Annotated in this window: 23 protein-coding genes; 13 read left to right on the forward strand and 10 right to left on the reverse strand. The window is 71.2% G+C overall.

The window, feature by feature from the left end; genetic code table 11:
- Positions 1–72: 72 nt before the first annotated feature.
- Together AB0N68_RS06675 and AB0N68_RS06680 are read left to right on the forward strand one after the other, a co-directional pair.
- Entirely contained in the window at positions 73–1,311 is a 1,239-nt protein-coding gene (locus AB0N68_RS06675) for a trans-sulfuration enzyme family protein (RefSeq protein ID WP_292797938.1), read from the forward strand.
- 150 nt (positions 1,312–1,461) lie between these two features.
- Complete coding sequence (locus AB0N68_RS06680) at positions 1,462–2,868, forward strand: hypothetical protein (protein ID WP_313366486.1); 1,407 nt, start codon at positions 1,462–1,464, stop codon at positions 2,866–2,868.
- 94 nt (positions 2,869–2,962) lie between these two features.
- On the opposite strand, the gene AB0N68_RS06685 is transcribed toward AB0N68_RS06680, so the two are convergent.
- Positions 2,963–3,433 (reverse strand): acyl-CoA thioesterase, encoded by a 471-nt coding sequence (locus AB0N68_RS06685; protein ID WP_081811533.1) that lies wholly within the window; start codon positions 3,431–3,433, stop codon positions 2,963–2,965.
- A gap of 136 nt (positions 3,434–3,569) precedes the next feature.
- On the opposite strand from AB0N68_RS06685, the gene AB0N68_RS06690 reads away from it, so the two are divergent.
- The gene (locus AB0N68_RS06690; protein ID WP_187662710.1) at positions 3,570–4,184 is read left to right on the forward strand and encodes a ClpP family protease; all 615 of its coding nucleotides are present in this window, start codon (positions 3,570–3,572) and stop codon (positions 4,182–4,184) included.
- The gene (locus AB0N68_RS06695) at positions 4,181–4,783 is read left to right on the forward strand and encodes a ClpP family protease (RefSeq protein WP_187662709.1); all 603 of its coding nucleotides are present in this window, start codon (positions 4,181–4,183) and stop codon (positions 4,781–4,783) included. The genes AB0N68_RS06690 and AB0N68_RS06695 overlap by 4 nt, the downstream gene beginning before the upstream one ends.
- Before the next feature lie 70 nt (positions 4,784–4,853).
- On the opposite strand, the gene AB0N68_RS06700 is transcribed toward AB0N68_RS06695, so the two are convergent.
- From AB0N68_RS06700 to AB0N68_RS06710, 3 genes are all read right to left on the reverse strand, one after another.
- Positions 4,854–5,204 (reverse strand): helix-turn-helix domain-containing protein, encoded by a 351-nt coding sequence (locus tag AB0N68_RS06700; protein WP_187662708.1) that lies wholly within the window; start codon positions 5,202–5,204, stop codon positions 4,854–4,856.
- Positions 5,205–5,266: 62 nt separating this feature from the next.
- Positions 5,267–5,737, reverse strand: coding sequence for a MarR family winged helix-turn-helix transcriptional regulator (locus AB0N68_RS06705; protein ID WP_280569893.1), 471 nt, complete (start codon positions 5,735–5,737; stop codon positions 5,267–5,269).
- A gap of 17 nt (positions 5,738–5,754) precedes the next feature.
- The gene (locus tag AB0N68_RS06710) at positions 5,755–6,405 is read right to left on the reverse strand and encodes a GTP cyclohydrolase II (RefSeq protein WP_187662706.1); all 651 of its coding nucleotides are present in this window, start codon (positions 6,403–6,405) and stop codon (positions 5,755–5,757) included.
- Positions 6,406–6,520: 115 nt separating this feature from the next.
- Between AB0N68_RS06710 and AB0N68_RS06715 the strand changes: the two genes are divergently transcribed.
- Positions 6,521–7,360, forward strand: coding sequence for a sulfurtransferase (locus tag AB0N68_RS06715; RefSeq protein WP_280569897.1), 840 nt, complete (start codon positions 6,521–6,523; stop codon positions 7,358–7,360).
- Here the strand turns inward: AB0N68_RS06715 and AB0N68_RS06720 are convergent.
- Positions 7,348–8,274, reverse strand: coding sequence for a hypothetical protein (locus AB0N68_RS06720; protein ID WP_187662704.1), 927 nt, complete (start codon positions 8,272–8,274; stop codon positions 7,348–7,350). The two genes, AB0N68_RS06715 and AB0N68_RS06720, sit on opposite strands and share 13 nt — an antisense overlap.
- Before the next feature lie 289 nt (positions 8,275–8,563).
- Here AB0N68_RS06720 and AB0N68_RS06725 point away from each other — a divergent pair, with 289 nt between their 5' ends.
- The 3 genes from AB0N68_RS06725 to AB0N68_RS06735 are packed head-to-tail and all read left to right on the forward strand — an operon-like array spanning position 8,564 to position 11,053.
- Positions 8,564–9,214 (forward strand): acyl-CoA synthetase, encoded by a 651-nt coding sequence (locus AB0N68_RS06725; protein WP_292798019.1) that lies wholly within the window; start codon positions 8,564–8,566, stop codon positions 9,212–9,214.
- Positions 9,211–9,570, forward strand: coding sequence for a hypothetical protein (locus AB0N68_RS06730; protein WP_187662702.1), 360 nt, complete (start codon positions 9,211–9,213; stop codon positions 9,568–9,570). The genes AB0N68_RS06725 and AB0N68_RS06730 overlap by 4 nt, the downstream gene beginning before the upstream one ends.
- A gap of 49 nt (positions 9,571–9,619) precedes the next feature.
- Entirely contained in the window at positions 9,620–11,053 is a 1,434-nt protein-coding gene (locus tag AB0N68_RS06735; protein WP_292798016.1) for an MFS transporter, read from the forward strand.
- A 10-nt stretch (positions 11,054–11,063) separates the two neighbouring features.
- Here the strand turns inward: AB0N68_RS06735 and purB are convergent, their stop codons facing one another.
- Together purB and AB0N68_RS06745 are read right to left on the reverse strand one after the other, a co-directional pair.
- The gene (gene purB, locus AB0N68_RS06740; RefSeq protein ID WP_292798033.1) at positions 11,064–12,446 is read right to left on the reverse strand and encodes an adenylosuccinate lyase; all 1,383 of its coding nucleotides are present in this window, start codon (positions 12,444–12,446) and stop codon (positions 11,064–11,066) included.
- Between the two features lie 14 nt (positions 12,447–12,460).
- Positions 12,461–12,982, reverse strand: coding sequence for a low molecular weight protein-tyrosine-phosphatase (locus tag AB0N68_RS06745; RefSeq protein ID WP_187662700.1), 522 nt, complete (start codon positions 12,980–12,982; stop codon positions 12,461–12,463).
- A 165-nt stretch (positions 12,983–13,147) separates the two neighbouring features.
- Between AB0N68_RS06745 and AB0N68_RS06750 the strand changes: the two genes are divergently transcribed.
- Both AB0N68_RS06750 and AB0N68_RS06755 read left to right on the forward strand, forming a co-directional pair.
- Complete coding sequence (locus tag AB0N68_RS06750; RefSeq protein ID WP_292798010.1) at positions 13,148–13,402, forward strand: hypothetical protein; 255 nt, start codon at positions 13,148–13,150, stop codon at positions 13,400–13,402.
- The gene (locus AB0N68_RS06755; RefSeq protein ID WP_313366485.1) at positions 13,399–14,694 is read left to right on the forward strand and encodes a hypothetical protein; all 1,296 of its coding nucleotides are present in this window, start codon (positions 13,399–13,401) and stop codon (positions 14,692–14,694) included. The genes AB0N68_RS06750 and AB0N68_RS06755 overlap by 4 nt, the downstream gene beginning before the upstream one ends.
- Positions 14,695–14,729: 35 nt before the next feature.
- Here the strand turns inward: AB0N68_RS06755 and AB0N68_RS06760 are convergent, their stop codons facing one another.
- The 3 genes from AB0N68_RS06760 to AB0N68_RS06770 are packed head-to-tail and all read right to left on the reverse strand — an operon-like array spanning position 14,730 to position 15,762.
- Positions 14,730–15,134 carry a phage holin family protein gene (locus tag AB0N68_RS06760; RefSeq protein WP_187662697.1) on the reverse strand — a complete coding sequence of 135 codons (405 nt, stop codon included), beginning with the start codon at positions 15,132–15,134 and terminating at the stop codon, positions 14,730–14,732.
- Positions 15,135–15,168: 34 nt separating this feature from the next.
- On the reverse strand, positions 15,169–15,552 hold the full coding sequence (locus AB0N68_RS06765; protein WP_292794957.1) for a type II toxin-antitoxin system death-on-curing family toxin: 384 nt from the start codon (positions 15,550–15,552) through the stop codon (positions 15,169–15,171).
- Between the two features lie 3 nt (positions 15,553–15,555).
- A complete protein-coding gene (locus AB0N68_RS06770; RefSeq protein ID WP_101847995.1) occupies positions 15,556–15,762 on the reverse strand; it encodes a ribbon-helix-helix protein, CopG family in 207 nt (68 codons plus the stop codon).
- Positions 15,763–15,829: 67 nt separating this feature from the next.
- On the opposite strand from AB0N68_RS06770, the gene AB0N68_RS06775 reads away from it, so the two are divergent.
- The 3 genes from AB0N68_RS06775 to AB0N68_RS06785 all read left to right on the forward strand — a co-directional run bounded on the left by AB0N68_RS06775 (position 15,830) and on the right by AB0N68_RS06785 (position 19,107).
- Positions 15,830–16,897, forward strand: coding sequence for a histidinol-phosphate transaminase (locus AB0N68_RS06775; RefSeq protein ID WP_268776919.1), 1,068 nt, complete (start codon positions 15,830–15,832; stop codon positions 16,895–16,897).
- 105 nt (positions 16,898–17,002) lie between these two features.
- On the forward strand, positions 17,003–18,130 hold the full coding sequence (locus tag AB0N68_RS06780; protein WP_280569136.1) for a thiamine pyrophosphate-dependent dehydrogenase E1 component subunit alpha: 1,128 nt from the start codon (positions 17,003–17,005) through the stop codon (positions 18,128–18,130).
- Positions 18,131–18,141: 11 nt separating this feature from the next.
- A complete protein-coding gene (locus AB0N68_RS06785) occupies positions 18,142–19,107 on the forward strand; it encodes an alpha-ketoacid dehydrogenase subunit beta (RefSeq protein ID WP_187664256.1) in 966 nt (321 codons plus the stop codon).
- The last annotated feature ends 99 nt before the right edge of the window (positions 19,108–19,206 follow it).

Here is a 19,206-nt window from a genome sequence, read left to right on the forward strand (position 1 = left end):
GAGAATCCCGGCTTCGGCGAGCTGTTCTGTCGATGATCAGCGAGAACCTCGTGATTCGGTCACCGTGGAGGGATGACCGCACCGCTGCATCCCGACACCGTCGCCGTCCACAGCGGCCGAGCCGACCTCGAGGCGCTCGGGGTCCACGCCCTGCCGATCGACCTCTCCACGACCAACCCGCTGCCGGACGTCGAGCGCGGCGGGGACTCGTACGAGGCGATGGCCACGGGGGGTCGTCCGCCGCAGGACGGCAGCATGGTCTACGCCCGCCTCTGGAACCCGACGGTCGCGCGCTTCGAGGACGCCCTCGCCGAGCTCGAGCACGCTGAAGCCGCCGTCGCCTTCGGCTCCGGGATGGCGGCCATGACCGCCGTGATCCTCGCGCACACCGGTGCCACGGGGGCGCGGCACGTCGTCGCGGTGCGTCCGCTCTACGGAGGGACCGACCACCTGCTGGGGTCGGGTCTGCTCGGTGTGGAGACGACGTACTGCCGTCCGGACGAGGTCGCCGCCGCGCTGCGCGCCGACACCGGACTCGTCGTCGTGGAGACGCCGGCGAACCCGACCCTCGAGGTCGCGGACATCGCCGAGGTCGTGCGGCAGGCGGGGAGCGTGCCGGTGGTCGTCGACAACACGTTCGCGACCCCCGTGCTGCAGAACCCGATCGACCACGGCGCGGCGATGTCGTTGCACAGCGCCACCAAATACCTCGGCGGCCACGGTGATGTCATCGCCGGCGTCGTCGCCTGTGACGAGAGGACCGCGGAGGCGCTGCGTCGCGTGCGTGCGGTGACCGGGGGGCTCCTGCACCCGCTCGGCGCGTACCTGCTGCACCGCGGTCTCACGACCCTGCCGGTCCGCGTGCGGCACCAGCAGGAGAGTGCTCGTCGCATCGTGCAGTGGCTGGTCGATCGACCCGAGGTCGCCGAGGTCTTCTATCCGGGGCTCGACGGGGATCCGCGGGGCATCCTGGAACGGCAGCTCCGCGGGCCGGGGGCGATGATCGCCCTGCGGCTGCGAGGCGGTTGTGCGGCGGCCGCGGCGGTGGCCGGGGGGACCCGCCTCTTCACGCATGCGGTGTCACTGGGCGGCGTGGACTCCCTCATCCAGCATCCCGCCGCGCTCACGCACCGCCCGGTCCCCGCGGAGGCGCGTCCCGCCGCCGACGTCCTTCGCCTGTCCATCGGCCTCGAGAACGTCGACGATCTCCTCGCCGACCTCGCGAACGCCTTCGCCACTCTCGCCGACCCACCCCTTTCCGTGCCACCCACCCCGGAAAGTGCGTCACATATGGGGGTGGCTCGCACATAAGGGGCCGGGTCGGCGATTGTGTGAGGACGACAAGAAACTGAGTCTCGACTGAGGTGGGACTTGGTACCTGACGGCAAAACCGGGGGGTCGCGGAGAGGGCGGGCCTACAGTCGCGGGTGGCAACGACGCCACTGACCTCGGGAGTCCTCAATGACGAGTGAAAAGACCCACGCGCACGGCCTCGGCATGCGCATCGCCGTGATCGTCCTCAGTCTTCTGCTGGCGGCGATGGTGCTGCTGTTCTTCGCCACGATGAGCAAGGTCTCCGCTGGGGCCGCCGAGCTCGCGGACGGCACGACCACCGCGCGGGGCGGATCCGCGGACCTCGCCGCCGGTGCCTCCGACCTCGCCGCGGGAGCCGACGACCTGGCCGCGGGCACGCAGGATCTCGCGGCAGGCACGGCGACGGCGCAGCAGGGCTCCGAGAAGCTGAGCGACGGGGCGACGACGGCCGCCGCGGGCGCCACGACGCTCGCCGAGGGCGCCGGAACCCTCGCGGCGGGAGCCGCCACCGCTCTCGACGGTGCAGGACGAGTGAGCGGCGGAGCGCAGACGGCGCTCGCCGGGTCGCAGGAGCTCGCGGCGAAGATGGCGGCGGCGGATGCCGGGGCCCGAGAGCTCGTCGCGGGAGCGACCACGCTCGCCGCGGGCGTCGACGGCGCGCACCGGTACGCGAACGGCGTGCTCGAGGGCGCGACGACTCTGAGCACCACGCTGCGCGCCGGAGTGAGCGCCGACGTGCAGAAGCTCGCCCATCCGGACACGCAGACGCTGCTGACGGGCGTCGCCACGAGCGCTCCCGGCAATGCGCGGACGCTCGCCGCCGGTCTGCAAGGTCTCCTCGCCGCACACCCTGATGACGTGCAGCTCCAGCAGCTCGCGACGCTCGCCGCCGGTGTCGAGAAGCAGGTCGGCGCGCTGGCCGCCCCCGCCGCGGCTGCTCCGGGCCTCGCACAGGGACTCATCGGCGCCGCCGACGGCTCCGCTCGCGTCACGGCAGGCGTCGGCGCGCTCATCAACGGGGACCCCTCGAAGGGCTGGCCGGGGACGGTGGTGCTGGTCTCCCCGAAGGGCGCTCCCGCCCTTGTGGCCGGAGCGCAGACGCTGCAGGACGGCACCTCCCGGCTCGCGGCAGGTGCGGCGGATCTCTCGTCCGGGCTGCAGACCCTCTCGACCGGGGCGTCGTCGCTGTACTCCGGCACCGCGGAGCTCAGCGCCGGCGCGGCGCGGCTCGACGACGGCGCCGGGTCGCTGGCCACGGGCGTCGGCGCGCTGCAGTCGGGTGCCGGTGACCTCCGATCCGGGATGAGCGAACTCCGCACCGGCGCCGACGCGGTGGCCGAGGGCTCCGGGGCCCTTGCGAGCGGAGGCGCGAGGCTCGACGCCGGTGCCGCCGACCTCGCGGCCGGCAACGGACGTATCGCCGACGGTTCGGGCACCCTCGCGACGGCCACGGCGGGCGCCGCGCCCTCTCTGCTCCCGTGGATCCTCGGGATCGGTCTCGTCGGCCTGATCGCGATCGGGTTCTGGATCGGCCACCGCGTCGCCCACCGCTGATCGTCGATCCACCCCCTTCCGCGCGACCCACCCCCGTAAGTGACGCACTTTCGGGGGTGGGTCGACCGCAAGGGGGTGGGTCGGCGAGCGCGGGTCAGCGCTTCGGGAGGGGGATCGTGCCGGTGGCGATGCGCTCGGTGGGCATGCGGTCGCGATCGTAGGTGATCTCGTCGTAACCGTGCGGGGTCGGCAGGCCGTCCTCACCGATGCTGACGAACACGATCTCGTCGATGGTGAGGATGCGCTTGCGGGTGATCATGTTGCGCGCGACGGCCCGCATCGTGAGCGACGTCGTACCGAAGCGCGTGGCCTGCAGCCCGATCTCGATGAGGTCGCCCTGCACCGCCGATGCCTCGAACGTGATGGCGGAGATGTGCCGGGTGACGACGCGGTAGTTGCCGAGCTGCACGATCGCGTAGATCGCCGCCTCCTCGTCGATCCACTTCAGCAGGCTCCCGCCGAACAGCGTGCCGTTCGCGTTGAGGTCTTCCGGGCGCACCCACTTGCGGGTGCGGAAGTTCAGGCCGTCCTCGGACTGCCATGCCGGTGCTTTCTGTTTCGCCATGCCCCGAGGCTAGGCGGCTCGTGCGTCGGCGGTGTTACGCCGGGTTTTCGGACGGATGCACGCGCCGCCGCTCACAGCGGATCTGCTCCGGGCGGATTCGCTCCCGCGGTCCTGAGCGGAGCCGGATGCTGGGGACATGAGCGAAGACACCCCTCTCCCGCAGTTCGGCCCCGAGGCCCGGCGCGCCCTGTTCCACGAACGGGTGCTCGTCCTCGACGGCGCCCTCGACGACGACAACGGCACCCTTCTGATGACCCAGCTCCTCGGCCTCGCCGCGGAGGACCCGACGACCGACATCGCCCTCTGGATCCACTCGCCAGGCGGCTCTGTGCCGTCGATGCTGGCGATCCGCGACCTCATGCACCTCATCCCCAACGACGTTTCCACCCTCGCCCTCGGCCTCGCCTGCAGCGCGGGACAGTTCCTGCTCTCCGCGGGGACGAAGGGCAAGCGGCGCGCTCTCCCGCACGCCCGGATCCTCATGCACCAGGGCTCGGCGGGGATCGGCGGATCGGCGGTGGAGATCGAGGCGCAGGCCGACGACCTCCGGCACATGCGCGACACCGTCCTCGGCCTCATCGCCGACGACACCGGCCAGCCCCTCGCGCGGATCTTCGAGGACTCCCTCCACGATCGCTGGTACACCGCGGCCGAGGCGCAGGGCTACGGGTTCATCGACGAGATCGTGCGGTCCGCGGCGGAGATCATGCCCCGCCGTCGTGCGCGGGTGGGACTGGGGGCGGACGTATGAGCAGCTACACGATCCCCCACGTCATCGCGCAGCATCCGCGGGGTGAGCGCGTCATGGACGTCTACTCGCATCTGCTCGCCGAGCGCGTCATCTATCTCGGCACCGGGATCGACGCGGGGGTGGCCAACGCCCTCATCGCGCAGCTCCTGCACCTCGACGCGGACAGCCCGGAGACCGCCGTGCAGTTCTACATCAACAGCGAGGGTGGGGATCCCGGTGCCGCGCTGGCGATCTACGACACCATGCAGCACATCCGCCCGCGGATCGCGACGACCTGCGTCGGCCAGGCCATCGGTCCGGCGGCGCTCCTGGTCGCGGCGGGAGCGCCGGGGGAGCGGGCGGCCCTCGCCCACGCGCGCATCGTGCTGCATCAGCCGGCCGGGCAGTCACGCGGAGCCATCCCGGACCTCATCCTCGCGGCCGACGAGGTCGTGCGGGTGCGGGCCGACATGGAGTCGATCCTGGCTCGGCACAGCGGTCGCGCGCTCGCGGAGCTCCGCGTCGACACCGACCGGGACCGGGTCTTCACCGCCGCCGCGGCTCTCGAGTACGGCCTCATCGACACCGTGCTCGGTCCCCGTGATCCGGATGCACGATGAGGTGACGGGTGTACGACGGATTCCCGAGATCCGTCGTGCACCCGGACTCGGGTCGTGCAGGTGAAAGGGGTCAGGCGGCCAGAGCGAAGGCGCCGCGGGAGGTCGAGACCGCAGCCGCGGCGGGGGTGGCCTGACGAAGCTCCTCGGCGACCGCGCTCGTGAGCTCCACGAGGGAGGAGTCCAGCGCGCCGGCGATCGCAGCGATCATCTCGCTGGACGGCTCCTTCCGGCCGCGCTCGACCTCGGAGAGGTACTGCGGCGAGACCCCGGCCTTCTCCGCGGTCTCGCTGAGTGTCTCCCCGCGGTCATGGCGTCGCCGTCGCAGCTGATCGCCGAGCATCTCGCGCCACAGCGGTTCGGGTCCGTTGGACGGCGGACGGACGGGATGCGGGGCGCGGGGGAACGGGACGATGTCGGCCATGCCTCACGATAAGCCGCCGCCCGCGGGGCGATCGAGACGTTCTGCTCAGAGCAGAACGCGGCTCAGAGCGCGGCCGTGACGCCCGGCAGCAGCGCCCCCAGGATGTCCTGCAGCCGCTGCCGATCCTCCGCGGACAGCGGGTCGAGGATGAGCTCGCGGATCTGGGCCACGTGGACCGGTGCGGCCGCGCGGAGCATGTCCCGTCCGGCCGGGGTCAGCGTCGCGGAGAGGGTGCGCTTGTCCGTGCTGCACGAGGTCCGTTCCACCCACCCGCGTTCCTCCAGGGAGTCCAGGGCGTGGCTCAGGCGCGACCGGCTGAGTCCGGCGATGCGCGCGAGCTCGGTCATGGTGACGGCGTCCTCACCCTGGCCGGCGAGGGTGACGAGGATCGCGTAGCGGGCGTGGTTCAGCCCGACCTCGTCCTTCAGTGCCCGGTCGAGGACCTGCGGCAGCAGCTGGACGAACCGGATGATCGGCAGCCAGGTCGCGAGCTCGTCGTCGTCGAGCCGCCGCGGGTGCCGCGCCTCGCTCATGTCGTGCTCCTCGGAGGTCACGCCGCGGTCAGGTCGATCGTGTGGGCCGTGTGGTCACGCTTCGCCTGGAGATAGCGCGAGTTGGCTGCGGAGAGGTGCACCTCGGTGCGGACGCGCTCGGTGACCTGGATTCCGAGCCCGTCGAGCTGCGCGGCCTTGTCGGGGTTGTTGCTGAGTAGGCGGATGCGGTCCACGCCCAGCGCTCGCAGCATCTGCGCGGCCACGGTGTAGTCCCGCTCGTCCTCGCCGCGGCCGAGGGCCACGTTCGCCTCGTAGGTGTCGAGACCGGCGTCCTGCAGCGCGTAGGCGTCGAGCTTGGCGTACAGCCCGATGCCGCGGCCCTCCTGCCGCAGGTAGAGGAGGAAGCCGCCCTCCGCGGCGATCCGCTCCACGGCCTCCCGCAGCTGCGGTCCGCAGTCGCAGCGCTCCGAGCCGAACACGTCACCGGTGAGGCACTCGCTGTGCGGGCGGACGAGGGGCGCGACCCCGCCGTCGGCGGCGCGATCGAGGGCGGCCTGCCAGTCGCCGAGACCGAGCAGCAGGTGCTCGCGGCCGTCCACGAGTCCGTCGAAGGTCACGACGTCGGCCGTCGTGCCGAAGCCGTCCGCGAAGCGCAGGGGTACCCGCACGCGGGTGCGCTCAGCGGCGACCGTTGAAGTTTCAATCATGTGAGGGGAAACGCCGGAGACGCGCGGCTATTCCCGCAACCGTCGGGAGGCGATGACCGTGTCCGTCCGTGACGGAGGCAGACGGGGAGCGCCGCGCACTCGGTAGCCTCGCACCATGAGTCACTTCGTCACCGCGACCGAGCTCCACGACCTCCTCGAGAACGGCGCCCCGATCCGGGTCATCGACGTGCGCTGGCGCCTCGACCGCCCCGAGGCGGGCCCGGGCGACTATCGCTCCGGCCACATCCCCGGCGCGGTGTTCGCGTCGTTGGATCAGGAGCTCTCCACACCCGGGGCGCCGACCGAGGGCCGCCATCCGCTCCCCTCGACGGAGACCCTGCAGGCGGCGGCCCGGCGATGGGGTGTGCGGCAGGGCGATACCGTCGTCGCCTACGACGACACCAAGGGACTCGCGGCGGCCAGGGCGTGGTGGCTGCTGCGGCAGGCAGGGGTCGACGTCCGGGTGCTCGACGGCGGGCTGCGCGCGTGGACCGCGGCCGGATACGACCTGGCGACCGACGACGTCGTGCCGGAGACCGGCGATGTCGTCCTCGCGGATCCGGGCCAGGACGCTCTCTCGATCGATGAGGCGGCGGCGTTCCCGGAGAACGGGGTGCTGCTCGACGTCCGCGCCCCGGAGCGCTACCGCGGCGAGACCGAGCCGCTCGACCCGATCGCCGGGCACATCCCCGGCGCCCGGAACCTCCCCACCACGCGGCACCTCGACGACAACGGGCGCATCCGCGACCGTGACACGGTGCTGGCGACGCTCGCCGAGGTCGGGGTCACCCCGGAGACGCCGGTGGCGGCCTACTGCGGGTCGGGAGTCACGGCGGCGCACACGGCTCTGGTGCTCCACGAGGTCGGCATCCCGGCGAAGGTCTTCCCCGGCTCCTGGAGCCAGTGGTCGAACACCCCGGGGCGGCCGGTCGCGACGGGGGATCAGCCCGGCTGATCGCCCCCGCGAGGACCGTACCCCCAGCGCAGACCGAGGGCGCCGGGGCCGAATGCCCGACGGACCTGATGCACCGACGTGCCCCGAGGTCGGGGGAGCGCGGTGACGACGGTGCCTCCGGCGGTCTCGACGAGTTCGTCGCACCAGTCCGGGACGGCATCCGGGTGGAAGCGCGTCCACACCAGGACTTCCCGGGCCTGGCGGGACAGGGCGTGACCGGTCTCCCGATCCGACGGGTGGCCCGGCTCGTACTGCACCGACCACTCGACGACCGCGGTGTCCGGGGCTTCGAGCGGGACGTCGAGTTCGATCAGCGCACCGTGCGCCTCGCCGTTCGGGTGGGAGTAGCGCGCGGTGACCCGTCCGCCGGCCACGGCCGTGAGCCGCGGCGGAGGCCCGGGCACGCCGGGGGTGAGGTCGAGGACGGGGATGGCGGTGATCACGCCGCTCGTCGACTGCACGATGCTGCGGGTGAGGCAGGAGGACACCTCGCCGTCGGCGTCGACGTCCGTGACGGAATGGACGGTGAGCTCCCGCGACGGGTCCGGGTACGTGGCGCCGAGGGCGGCGTAGACCTCGCGGACGGCCCGTTCCATGTCGACCTGCTCCAGCGGGAACCCCTGCGGTCCCAGGGGTCCTGTGCGGTGCGGACGGAGGAGACGGCTCAACGCCCCGGATTCGAGGCACAGCAGGTCCTCGATGTCGGCGAGGGCGGCGAGGGACTGCGGTCCTTCCGGGCGACGGGCCCCCGAGCGCCAGTAGCTCAGCGTGGCCATCGAGACGCGGTTGCCCCGGTCGTGGAGCTGCCGCTGCAACCACGACAGCGTCACCGGTCTCGCATTGATCGCATCGCGCAGCGCCGCGGCGAACGCGTCCGGCGTCGCCGCTCTCCTCTCGCCGTCCCCAAAACCCATCACAGCCCCCGCCCGGTATGTGAAGAACACACCTCTACAGTGAGCATAAGACCGCACGCGCGCACCTCAGGGGACCAGGTGGGCATGTGGGTCACGGGGCTGCGATGTCGCGGGGAGGGTGCCCGACCCGGCGACAGCGGCCCGACGCAGTGATGCCCCCCTTGCTGCGTATGTCGTGAAGCCCGGCAATCGATCTGGGGAGATCCGCCGGGCTTCACGAGCATCCCCGGGCGCGTGCGGCTCGCGGCCCCGCGTAGACTGGGGGGAAACCCCGGAGGATCTGGCCGTTATGTCTGCCCCTGCTCGCGCGTTCACCATGCGCCACGTGCAATTGCTGCGCGCGTTGTTCGCGGCCGTCGCCGCCCTGATGATCACCTTCTCCTCGGATCACTCCGCCGCGGTCGGTCTCGCCGTCTTCAGCGGCTTCGCTCTGGTCACCGCCCTCGTGCACATCCTCGCGGCCTGGCTCGTCCTCCCCGCGGGGTCGCGCTGGGCGGCGATCCTCCTCGCGGTCGTCAGCGTCATCGCGGGTATGGCGAGCGGTGTGCCCGTGTGGCGCACGGACGACATGTTCTTCATCGTCCTCATCACCTGGGGCGTGCTCAGCGGTGGCCTCGAGCTGCTCGCCGGCATCCGGGCCCGCCGTGCCGGGGGAGCGCTCGCCACCGACGCGATCACCGTCGGGGCTCTCGGGCTGCTCCTCGCCGTCGTCCTGCTGCTGATCCCCTCGGGCTTCGTCCAGGAGTACACGATCGAGAAGGCGGGCACGTTCCAGCTGTCCGGCATCATCCTCGGCGTGGGGATGTTCGGAGGGTATGCGGCCATCGTCGCCGTCTTCCTCGGCATCGCCGGCCTCACCCCGAAGCGTGCGGACGCCGATGACGTCGCTCCCGCCCCCGAGATCGATGCGGCTCCTGTGGAGCACGGAGGAGAGCGATGAGCGACGACAAGCCCACCCGACGGGACATCCTGCGTCCCCTCCACCTGCTCGGCATCGCCCTGGGCTGCGGCGTGTTCGCCATGGTGGTCACTCTCGTCTCCACCGGCGCGTTCACCCTCCGCGTGAACACGGCCATCGCGAACGGCACCTACGAGGGTCTCACCCCCGTGGCGTTGAGCCTCGTCGTGGGTGGCGGCGCCTTCATCGCGACGCTCCTGATCCTCGCGATGCTGATGCTCGCGATCGACCCCGCCGACGTCACCAAGACCATCGACCGTCCCGTGCTCTACGACGCGGAGGACGACGGCAAGGGTGACGGCACCACCGACGAGCCGGGACGCCCCGCCTCCACCTGATCCGTCATACGGGCGGAATATCGGTGAGGTCCTTCCGCTTGTCCCTGGAGTGACTGCCTCCGTCGACCGCGCCTCCATCGGACTCCGGTCGGAGCGCGGACCCATCCTCGGCGCGCTCATGCTCGCCACCGGCCTCATCGCGATCGACGCGACCATCCTCGCGACCGCTGTCCCGAGCATCGTGCGCGACCTCGGCAGCTATCAGCAGTTCCCGTGGCTGTTCTCCGTGTACCTCCTGGCGCAGGCCGTCAGCGTGCCCATCTACTCCCGCTTCGCGGACACGGTGGGCCGCAAGCCGATCATCCTGCTCGGCATCGCCCTGTTCCTGCTCGGATCGATCCTCTGCGGGTTCGCCTGGAGCATGCCGGCGCTGATCGTGTTCCGCATCATCCAGGGCATCGGCGCCGGTGCCGTCGCGCCGATGTCGATGACCATCGTCGGCGACATCTACACGGTCGCCGAACGCGCCAAGGTGCAGGGATACGTCGCGAGCGTCTGGGCCATCTCCTCGGTCGTGGGCCCGGCGCTCGGCGGGATCTTCGCGCAGCTCGACGCCTGGCGATGGATCTTCTGGATCAACGTCCCGCTGTGTCTGATCGCCGGGTGGATGCTGCTGCGCACCTACCGGGAGCAGAAGCAGACGCAGAAGCACAGCATCGACTACGGCGGAGCGGTGCTGCTCACGATCGGGCTCACGGCGCTCATCCTCGGCATGCTGGAAGGTGGGAACGCATGGGCCTGGCTGTCGGTGCCGAGCGCCCTCTGCTTCGGTATCGGGGTGGTCGCGCTGGTGGCCTTCGGGTTCGTCGAGCGCCGGGTCGCGGAGCCGATCGTCGATCTGCGCCTCGTCACACGTCGGCTCATCCTCACGACGACCATCGTGTCGCTCGGCATCGGGGCGTTGATGCTCGGGGTGACGAGCTTCGCCCCCGCCTACCTCGAGGGGTCCATCGGCATCGCTCCGCTGCTGTCAGGTCTCGCGGTGGCTGCTCTGACCCTCGGCTGGCCGCTCGCCGCCGCGAACGCCGGCCGGCTGTACCTGCGAATCGGCTTCCGCCGCACCACCCTGATCGGCATGAGCATCACCACGGTCGCCGCCGTCGCGCTCGCCGCCGTCGCCTCCTGGCCGAACCCGTTCGTCGTCGCCGGCATCGCGTTCCTCCTCGGCTTCGGGCTCGGGTGGAGTGCCGCGCCGACCCTCATCGCCGCTCAGGCGTCGGTCGGCTGGGGCGAGCGCGGAGCGGTGACCGGGATGAACGCGTTCGCACGGTCCGCGGGAAGCGCCGTGGGGGTGGCGGCGTTCGGGGCGATCTCCAACGCCGTCATCGCGCAGGGCGCGGGACCCGACGACCCCGACACGATCATCCACGCGTCGGTGTGGGTGTTCGTCGCGGTCGCCGTGACCGCCGTGCTCACCCTGATCGCCGCCGCGTTCATGCCGAAGGACAGCGTCGAGGAGCACGCCGGGGAGTCCGGCTCCTAGCTCCCCGGGCTCAGCGGGCGAGGCGCTCCGCGATACCGGTGTAGGTCGCGGGGGTCAGCGCGAGCAGCCGCTGCTTGGCCGCGTCGCCGATCTCCAGGCCCTGCACGAACTCGGCGAGGTCGTCGGCGCCCACCCGGTGTCCGCGCGTGAGCTCCTTGAGGAGCGCATACGGGTCCTGGATGCTCGACCGGCCGGCGACGACCTCGGCACGGATCACCGTCTGGATCGCCTCGGCTAGCACCTCCCAGTTCACGTCGAGGTCGGCGAGCAACACGTCGCGCGACAGCGAGATCGCGTTCAGGCCGCGGCGCAGGTTGTCGAGCGCGAGCAGCGAGTGCCCGAATGCGACGCCGATGTTGCGCTGCGTGGTGGAGTCGGTGAGGTCGCGCTGCAGGCGGCTCGTGACGAGGGTCTGGCCGAGCGAGGCGAGCAGAGCGCCCGAGATCTCCAGGTTGGCCTCGGCGTTCTCGAAGCGGATCGGGTTGATCTTGTGCGGCATCGTCGACGAGCCGGTGGCCCCGGCGACCGGGATCTGCGCGAAGTAGCCGAGCGAGATGTAGGTCCAGATGTCCGTCGCCAGGTTGTGCAGGATACCGCCGGCGTGACGCACGCGGTCGTACAGCTCCACCTGCCAGTCGTGCGACTCGATCTGCGTCGTCAGCGGGTTGAACCCGAGACCGAGCCCTTCGATGTACTCGCGGGCGATGGTCGGCCAGTCGGCGTCCGGGTCGGCCGCGAGGTGAGCGGACCAGGTGCCGGTCGCTCCGGAGAACTTCGCGAGGTACTCGGAGCCGGCGATCTGGCTGCGCACGCGCTCGAGGCGCCAGGCGAAGACCGCGAGTTCCTTGCCCATGGTCGAGGGCGTGGCGGGCTGCCCGTGCGTGCGGGAGAGCATGGCGGCGTCGGCGTGCTCGACGGCGAGCTCCCGCAGCTTCGCGATCACGGTGTCGAGAGCCGGGAGCCAGACCTCCTCGACGGCGCGCTTGACGGTGAGCGCGTAGGACGCGGAGTTGATGTCCTCGCTCGTCGCCGCGAAGTGCGTCAGCTCGGCGATGTGGTCGAGGCCGAGCGTGGCGAGCCGGTCGCGCACGAGGTACTCGATGGCCTTCACGTCGTGCTGCGTGACGGCCTCCTTCTCGGCGAGCCAGTCGATCTCGGCCTCCCCGAAGTCGCGGTAGAGCGCGCGCAGGCGCTCCTTGTCGTCGCCCGACAGGGGGCTCGTCTCGAACAGCGAGCGGTCGGTGAGGGCGATCAGCCATTCCACCTCCACCTCGACCCTGGCGCGGTTGAGTCCGGCCTCGGAGAGGAAGTCGGCGAGCCCGGTGACGGCGCCGCGATAGCGGCCGTCGAGGGGGCTGAGGGGCTGCGGCGGGAGCGAAGGCTGGAAAGTCAGGGGAATCCTCCTGATCAGGCCCCGAAGGTTCGGGGCGTGCGGGGCAGGCGCAGGGCGGGTTCGAGCTGGCGGAACAAGCCGCGAGTCGCCGTCTCGATCATACCGAGCACCGAATCGAACATCTCCGGGCCCGCGTAGTAGGGGTCGGGGACATCGTGGGTCGAGGCGTCGGGATCGAAGGCGAGGAGGAGGGTCACCTTGCCGTCCTCGTCCTCGTCTCTGGCCCATTCGCGGAGGATGCGCTCGTGCGTGCGGTCCAGGGCCACCACGAGGTCGTTCTCGGCGAAGGACGCGGCGGTGAACTGGCGGGCGCGGTGCAGCGAGCCGTCGTAGCCGCGACGGGCGAGCGCATCGATGGTGCGGTGATCGGCGCGCTCCCCGAGATGCCAGTCCCCGGTGCCCGCGCTGCGGGAGACGATCCGGGAACCGAGACCCTGCCGTTCCGCGAGGTCCCGGAACACGGCCTCCGCCATGGGGGAGCGGCAGATGTTGCCGGTGCAGACGAAGATCACGCGGAAGGGATCTCGGGCTGTCACGGATCCATTCTGCCGGTCGATGCGGTTCCTGCACAGCGCCGCCCGGATCGCGACCCGCCTTCGACTCTCCTGCACCGTGGTGTGTGGGCGACGACTGTCCACGGTCCGTGCCCGTGTGAGGCGCATCCGGAGCCGGGGAACGAAGGGCGGGGAAAGGGTGGATCCATGTCGTCCTTCCCTCTCACCGCCCTCTCTCCCGGTGTCGACCCCGCGCTGCGCGCCGCAGTGCTGTCCGAGCTGGATGCGGCCGGGGAGCGACTCGACGAGGCGGCGTCCGTGCTGACGGTCCTGCGTGATGCGTGCTCCTGGGAATCCGAGGGGGTCGAGGCGCTGCGGATGGCGCTCTGGCGGCTGTCCGAGGACGCGGCGCCGGTGCGCGCCATGATGCAGCAGTGCCGCAGGGAGGCGGAAGCGGCATGAGCGGGCTCAGCATCGACCACGGCGGCGCGATCGCCGTGGACACCGCGCAGCTTCGCGACCTCGCGGTACGGGTGCGGGGCGTCATCCCGGTATTGGCGGAGGTGGCCGATGCCGTGGCGCGCGCCGAGGCGCTGCTCGCCACGGCGGCGTGGACGGAGCTGGCCCCCGCGGCCTGGTCGCTGCGGTCCGTGGCGACGTCGCTGGACGGGCTGACGGCCCGCGTCGAGAAGACGGCCGCCGACCTCGTCCTGATGGCGGAGGCGTACGAGGTCGTCGAGCTGCGCGCGCAGGCGGAGGCGCTGGCGCACACCGACGCGGCCGCCGCCGCCGCGGTGGAGGCGCGCCTGGCGCGGCTCCTCGCCTCGGACGGGAGTGTGGGAACGCTCGCGGACACTCTGGAGCGGACCGCGGATGCCCGGCGGTTCCGCGGCCTCGACGACCAGTACGACGCCGCCGGTCTGCTCCCACCGGTCTTCCTGGGCGGTGCGTTCGTAGGCGTGACGTCGGGACTCGGGCGCGTCCGACCGGGAATGGCACTCGGCGCGACGGCCGCTCCGGTACGCGTCTCCGTGGCCTCCCGCTCGCGGCCGACCGGCGCACCGAGCGGACTGGCGAGTGCGCTCCGCCGACTGCCCTCCGCCTCCGGGGCGCAGGTGGCGATCGAGAAGTACACGATGCCCGGTGAGGCGCCGCGATACGTCGCCTACCTCGCCGGCAGCCGCTCGATGTCGCTCCGCACGGCCGGCGGGACGGAACCGTGGGACATGAAGTCGAACATCGAGCTCTACACCGGGGGCCGGTCCGCGTCGTATCAGGCGACCCTCGACGCCCTGGCCGCGGCCGGTGCGAGGCCCGGGGATCGGGTGGATGTGGTCGCGCACTCGCAGGGTGGGATGATCGCGGCGCACCTGGCCATGGAGAGCCCGTTCGCGGTCACGACTCAGATCACCGCTGGAAGCCCCGTGGAGCCGACGCTCTCCGCCGATCACACCCTGGTGCAGCTTCGGCACACCGACGACGTGGTGTCCGCGCTCGCCGCGGGAGGGGCGAGGGAGGGCACAGGCTCGGCCGACAGCTTCACAGCGAGCCGGGTGGGCGACCCCGACGCCGGTCAGCAGGACCTCGCGCTCGAGACGCACTCCCTGGAGAACTATGTCGAGACCGCGGCGATGGTGGATGCCTCCGCCGACCCGCGGGCGGAGGCTCTCGACGCCTACTGGGCGGACCTGGACCGCGCCGTCACCGTCGACCGCACCGAGTACCGCGCGGAGCGTGTGCTCCCCGATCCGTGAGCCGCACGCGGCGTCGGCAGACGTCGGTGGACGGGTCAGTCGCGGCGGGAGCGCTTGTTCTGCGGGCGCAGGATGAAGCCGAAGATGCCGTTGATGATCGAGATGATCAGGGCGGCGAGAACACCCCACCAGAACGACTCGACCGTCAGGCCCCATCCGAAGCTGCTGGTGATCCAGGCGGTCAGCCAGAGCAGGAAGCCGTTGATGAGGAAGCCGATGAGGCCGAACGTGATGATGTACAGCGGGAAGGCGACGATCTTCACGACCGTGCCGATGATGGTGTTCACCAGCGCGAAAAGGGCTCCCACCGCGAGGAGCGTCAGGACGAGCTGCAGCGTCTCGCCCGGCGGGAAGGCGCGCACCGTGACCTGGAGCACGGGGATGAGCGTGACGACCCAGATGGCGAACGCGTTGACGACGACCCGGATGATGAAGCGCATGATGTGTTCAGTCTCCCACGCGGGGCTCGCGGTGTCAGCCGCGGTCGTCCACCGGACGGATGTGGGCGGCGAGGACCTGGGAGATCTCCCCGAGATCCATCCGGCTCTGCGCGACATCGATCACGAACTCGAAGGCTTCGTCGTTCGTAAAGGTGAGGTCGTAGCCGTTCAGCCGGATAAAGATGAAGGTGAGATAGAGCGCCGTGCGCTTGTTCCCGTCGAACAGTGCGTGATTCTGGGCGACGGAGCTCATCAGGGCGGCCGCCTTCTTCGCGAAGGTCGGATACGCATCGACGCCGAACATCCCGGCGGCAGGTCGCGCCAGAGCGGAGAAGAGCAGTCCCTCGTCGCGCACATGCAGGCCGAGCTTCGCGATCAGCGCGAGGGCCTGCTCGGGCTCGATGTACTCGGTGGCCATCGATCAGGCGTCCTCGAGGCGCGTGATGGCGTCGCCGTAGCGTTCGGTCACCTCGTCCGCGAGCGCCAGAACTCGATCGGTCTTGGACTCGCTGTTCGCGAACCGGGTGGCCGCCTCGATGATCACGGCGTGCTTGGAGACGTGCCGGGCTCGTGCGATGTCTTCGAGCCGTGCATCGAGTTCCGCAGGAAGTCGCACCGTCATAGCCATACCAGAATGGTATCACCGCACCCTCGGCCTCGAAAGGGTGGCGGGACACACGTCCTAGACTCGACGCGTGACCGAGCCGACCCTGCCCCGCATCCGTCCCGCCATCGCCTCCCTCGCGCCGTACCGCCAGGGCAAGCAGGCCGGTCCCGAGGCCTTCAAGCTCTCCAGCAACGAGAATCCGTTCGATCCGCTGCCCTCGGTCGTCGAGGCGCTGCAGCACACGACGCCGATCAACCGCTATCCCGACGCCACGGCCGGCCGCCTGCGTGCGCGGCTCGGAGCCCGCTACGGGGTCGAGCCCGAGCAGGTCCACGTCGCCTCCGGCAGCGTCGCGATCCTGCATCAGCTCGTGCTCGCCACCGCGTCGGTCGGCGACGAGGTCGTCTACGCCTGGCGGTCGTTCGAGGCGTACCCGAGCCTGCCGCTCGTCGCCGGGGCGACCGGGGTGCAGGTGCCGCTGACCGCCGACTCCCGTCACGACCTCGACGCGATGGCCGACGCCGTGACCGACCGCACGCGCGCGATCATCGTCTGCACGCCGAACAACCCGACCGGCCCGATCATCACCTCTGCCGAGTTCGCGGCGTTCGTGGATCGCGTGCGGTCCGACGTGCTCATCATCCTCGACGAGGCCTACGCGGAGTTCGTCACCGCCCCCGACGCCGTCGACGGCCTGGCCGAGCGCGTCTTCGAGGCGCACCCGAACGTGGTCGTCCTCCGCACGTTCTCCAAGGCCTACGGTCTGGCCGGGCTCCGGGTCGGCTATGCGATCGGCCACGAGAAGGTGCTCGACGCGGCGCGGACGACCGGCATCCCGCTGTCGGTGACATCCGCGGCCGAGAACGCCGCCATCGCGAGCCTCGACGCCGAAGCCGAGCTCCTCGAGCGCGTCGCCGTGATCGTCGAACGCCGCGCCCGTCTCGTCGAGGGGCTCCGCGCGCAGGGCTGGGAGGTGCCGGACGCCCAGGGCAACTTCGTCTGGCTGCCGACCGGCGCGCGTACGGACGAGGTCGCGGCGGCGTTCGTCGACGCCGACCTGATCGTGCGCCCTTTCTCCGGCGACGGCATCCGGATCTCCGTCGGCGAGGAGGCGGCCGTCACCCGTGTGCTGGAGGTCGCCGCAACCCTCCGCTGAGCGCGACGCCGCCCTGCGAACCGCGGAATCTCGGGGTTCCGGGGAGATACGAGGGCGTCCTAGGTATGCGTGACCCGGCATGCCGACGCGGGTAGCGTGGGGGCCGTGAGCACCTCTGAGACCCCCCTCGTGCGCGTCCTGGACGAGACCGGAAAGGTCGCCCCGACGCCGGCCGCGGAGCAGTACCTGCCGCTCATCGAGGCCATCCCCGACGACGAGCTCGCGCAGTTCTACCGCGACATGGTGGGCATCCGCGCGATCGACACCCAGGCCACCAACCTGCAGCGCCAGGGGCAGCTCGCCCTGTGGCCGCCGAGCCGCGGACAGGAGGCGGCGCAGGTCGGCTCCGGTCGGGCCGCCCGCGCGCAGGACACGATCTTCCCCTCGTACCGCGAGCACGCCGTCACCCGGATCCGCGGCGTGGACCCGGTGGACATCATCAAGCTCATGCGGGGCGTCTCCCACGGCGGCTGGGACCCGACCGACCCGAAGAACGGCAACACCCGCCTCTACACGCTCGTGCTCGGCTCCCAGGTGCTGCACGCCGCCGGCTATGCCATGGGTCTCACGTTCGACGGGCGCACCGGCACCGGCGACCCCGAGCGCGACGAGGCGGTCGTCGTGTACTACGGCGACGGGGCCTCCAGCCAGGGCGACGTGCACGAGGCGATGGTGTTCGCGGCCAGCTACCAGGCCCCGACGCTGTTCTTCCTGCAGAACAACCACTGGGCGATCTCGGTGCCCGTCTCCACGCAGTCGCGGGTGCCGCTCGTGCAGCGCAGCGCCGGGTACGGCATCCCCAGTGTCCGCGTGGACGGCAACGACGTCCTCGCCAGCTACGCGGTGTCCCGCGTGGCCCTCGACGAGGCGCGCGGCGGCGGCGGCCCTCGCGCCATCGAGGCCGTGACCTACCGGCTCGGCGCGCACACGACCAGCGACGACCCCACGAAGTACCGCGGCGACGACGAGGAGCTCGCGTGGGCCGGGCGCGACCCGATCGTCCGGATGCGCGCGTTCCTGGAGAACCGCGGCGCCGAGGAGGGCTTCTTCGCCGAGGTCGACGCCGAGGCCGCCGACGCCGCGGAAGACCTCCGCGCCCGCACCGTGCAGCTCGGCCCGCCCCGCGCCGACCTCATGTTCGACCACGTGTACAGCGAGCCGCATCCGCTGATCGAGGAGCAGAAAGCCTGGCGCGCCCGCTACGAGGCGTCGTTCGAAGGAGAGGGCCAGTGACCCGGGAGACCATGCCGCTCGGCAAGGCGCTGAACGCCGGTATGCGCAAGGCGATGGAGGACGACCCGAAAGTCCTCCTCATGGGCGAGGACATCGGCAAGCTCGGCGGCGTGTTCCGCATCACCGAGCACCTGCAGCGCGACTTCGGGGAGCAGCGTGTGCTGGACACCCCGCTCGCGGAGTCGGCCCTGGTCGGAACCGCGATCGGCCTCGCGATGGCCGGGTTCCGTCCCGTCGTCGAGATCCAGTTCGACGGCTTCGTCTTCCCCGCGTTCGACCAGATCACCACCCAGCTCGCCAAGCTCACCAACCGGCACGAGGGGTCACTGCGGCTGCCCGTCGTGATCCGCATCCCGTACGGCGGGCACATCGGGGCGGTCGAGCACCACCAGGAGAGCCCGGAGGCGTACTTCACGCACACCCCCGGCCTGCGCGTGGTGTCGCCGTCCACCGCGAACGATGCCTACTGGATGATCCAGGAGGCCATCGCGTCGGACGACCCGGTGATCTTCCTGGAGCCGAAGAGCCGGTACTGGCCGAAGGGCGAGGTCGAGCTCGACGCTCCCGCCGTCCCGCTGCACTCCTCGCGGGTGGTGCGGACCGGGACGGACGTGACCCTCGTCGGACACGGCGCCATGGTGACGACGCTGCTCCAGGCCGCCGCCCTCGCCGAGTCCGAGGGCACGAGCTGCGAGGTCGTCGACGTGCGCTCGCTGTCGCCGGTGGACTACGAGCCGATCCTCGGGTCGGTACGCAAGACGGGCCGCATGGTCTACGCGCAGGAGGCCCCGGGATTCACGAGCCTCGGCAGCGAGATCGCCGCGACCGTCATGGAGCGCGCGTTCTACGCCCTCGAGGCTCCGGTGCTGCGCGTCTCCGGCTACGACACCCCGTTCCCGCCCGCGAAGCTCGAGGGCGCCTACCTGCCGGACGCCGACCGCATCCTCGAAGCCGTCGACCGTTCCCTGGCCTACTGACACCGACGTTCCATGTTCACAACTCAGGACAACCGCCCCCTTCACCCGTCCAGCGCGGGCGCAGGGGCGCGCACCGGTTCGAGTCTCCTGAGTTATGAA

It is taken from the genome of Microbacterium meiriae (genome assembly GCF_040685015.1).
Taxonomy (GTDB): Bacteria; Actinomycetota; Actinomycetes; order Actinomycetales; family Microbacteriaceae; genus Microbacterium; species Microbacterium meiriae.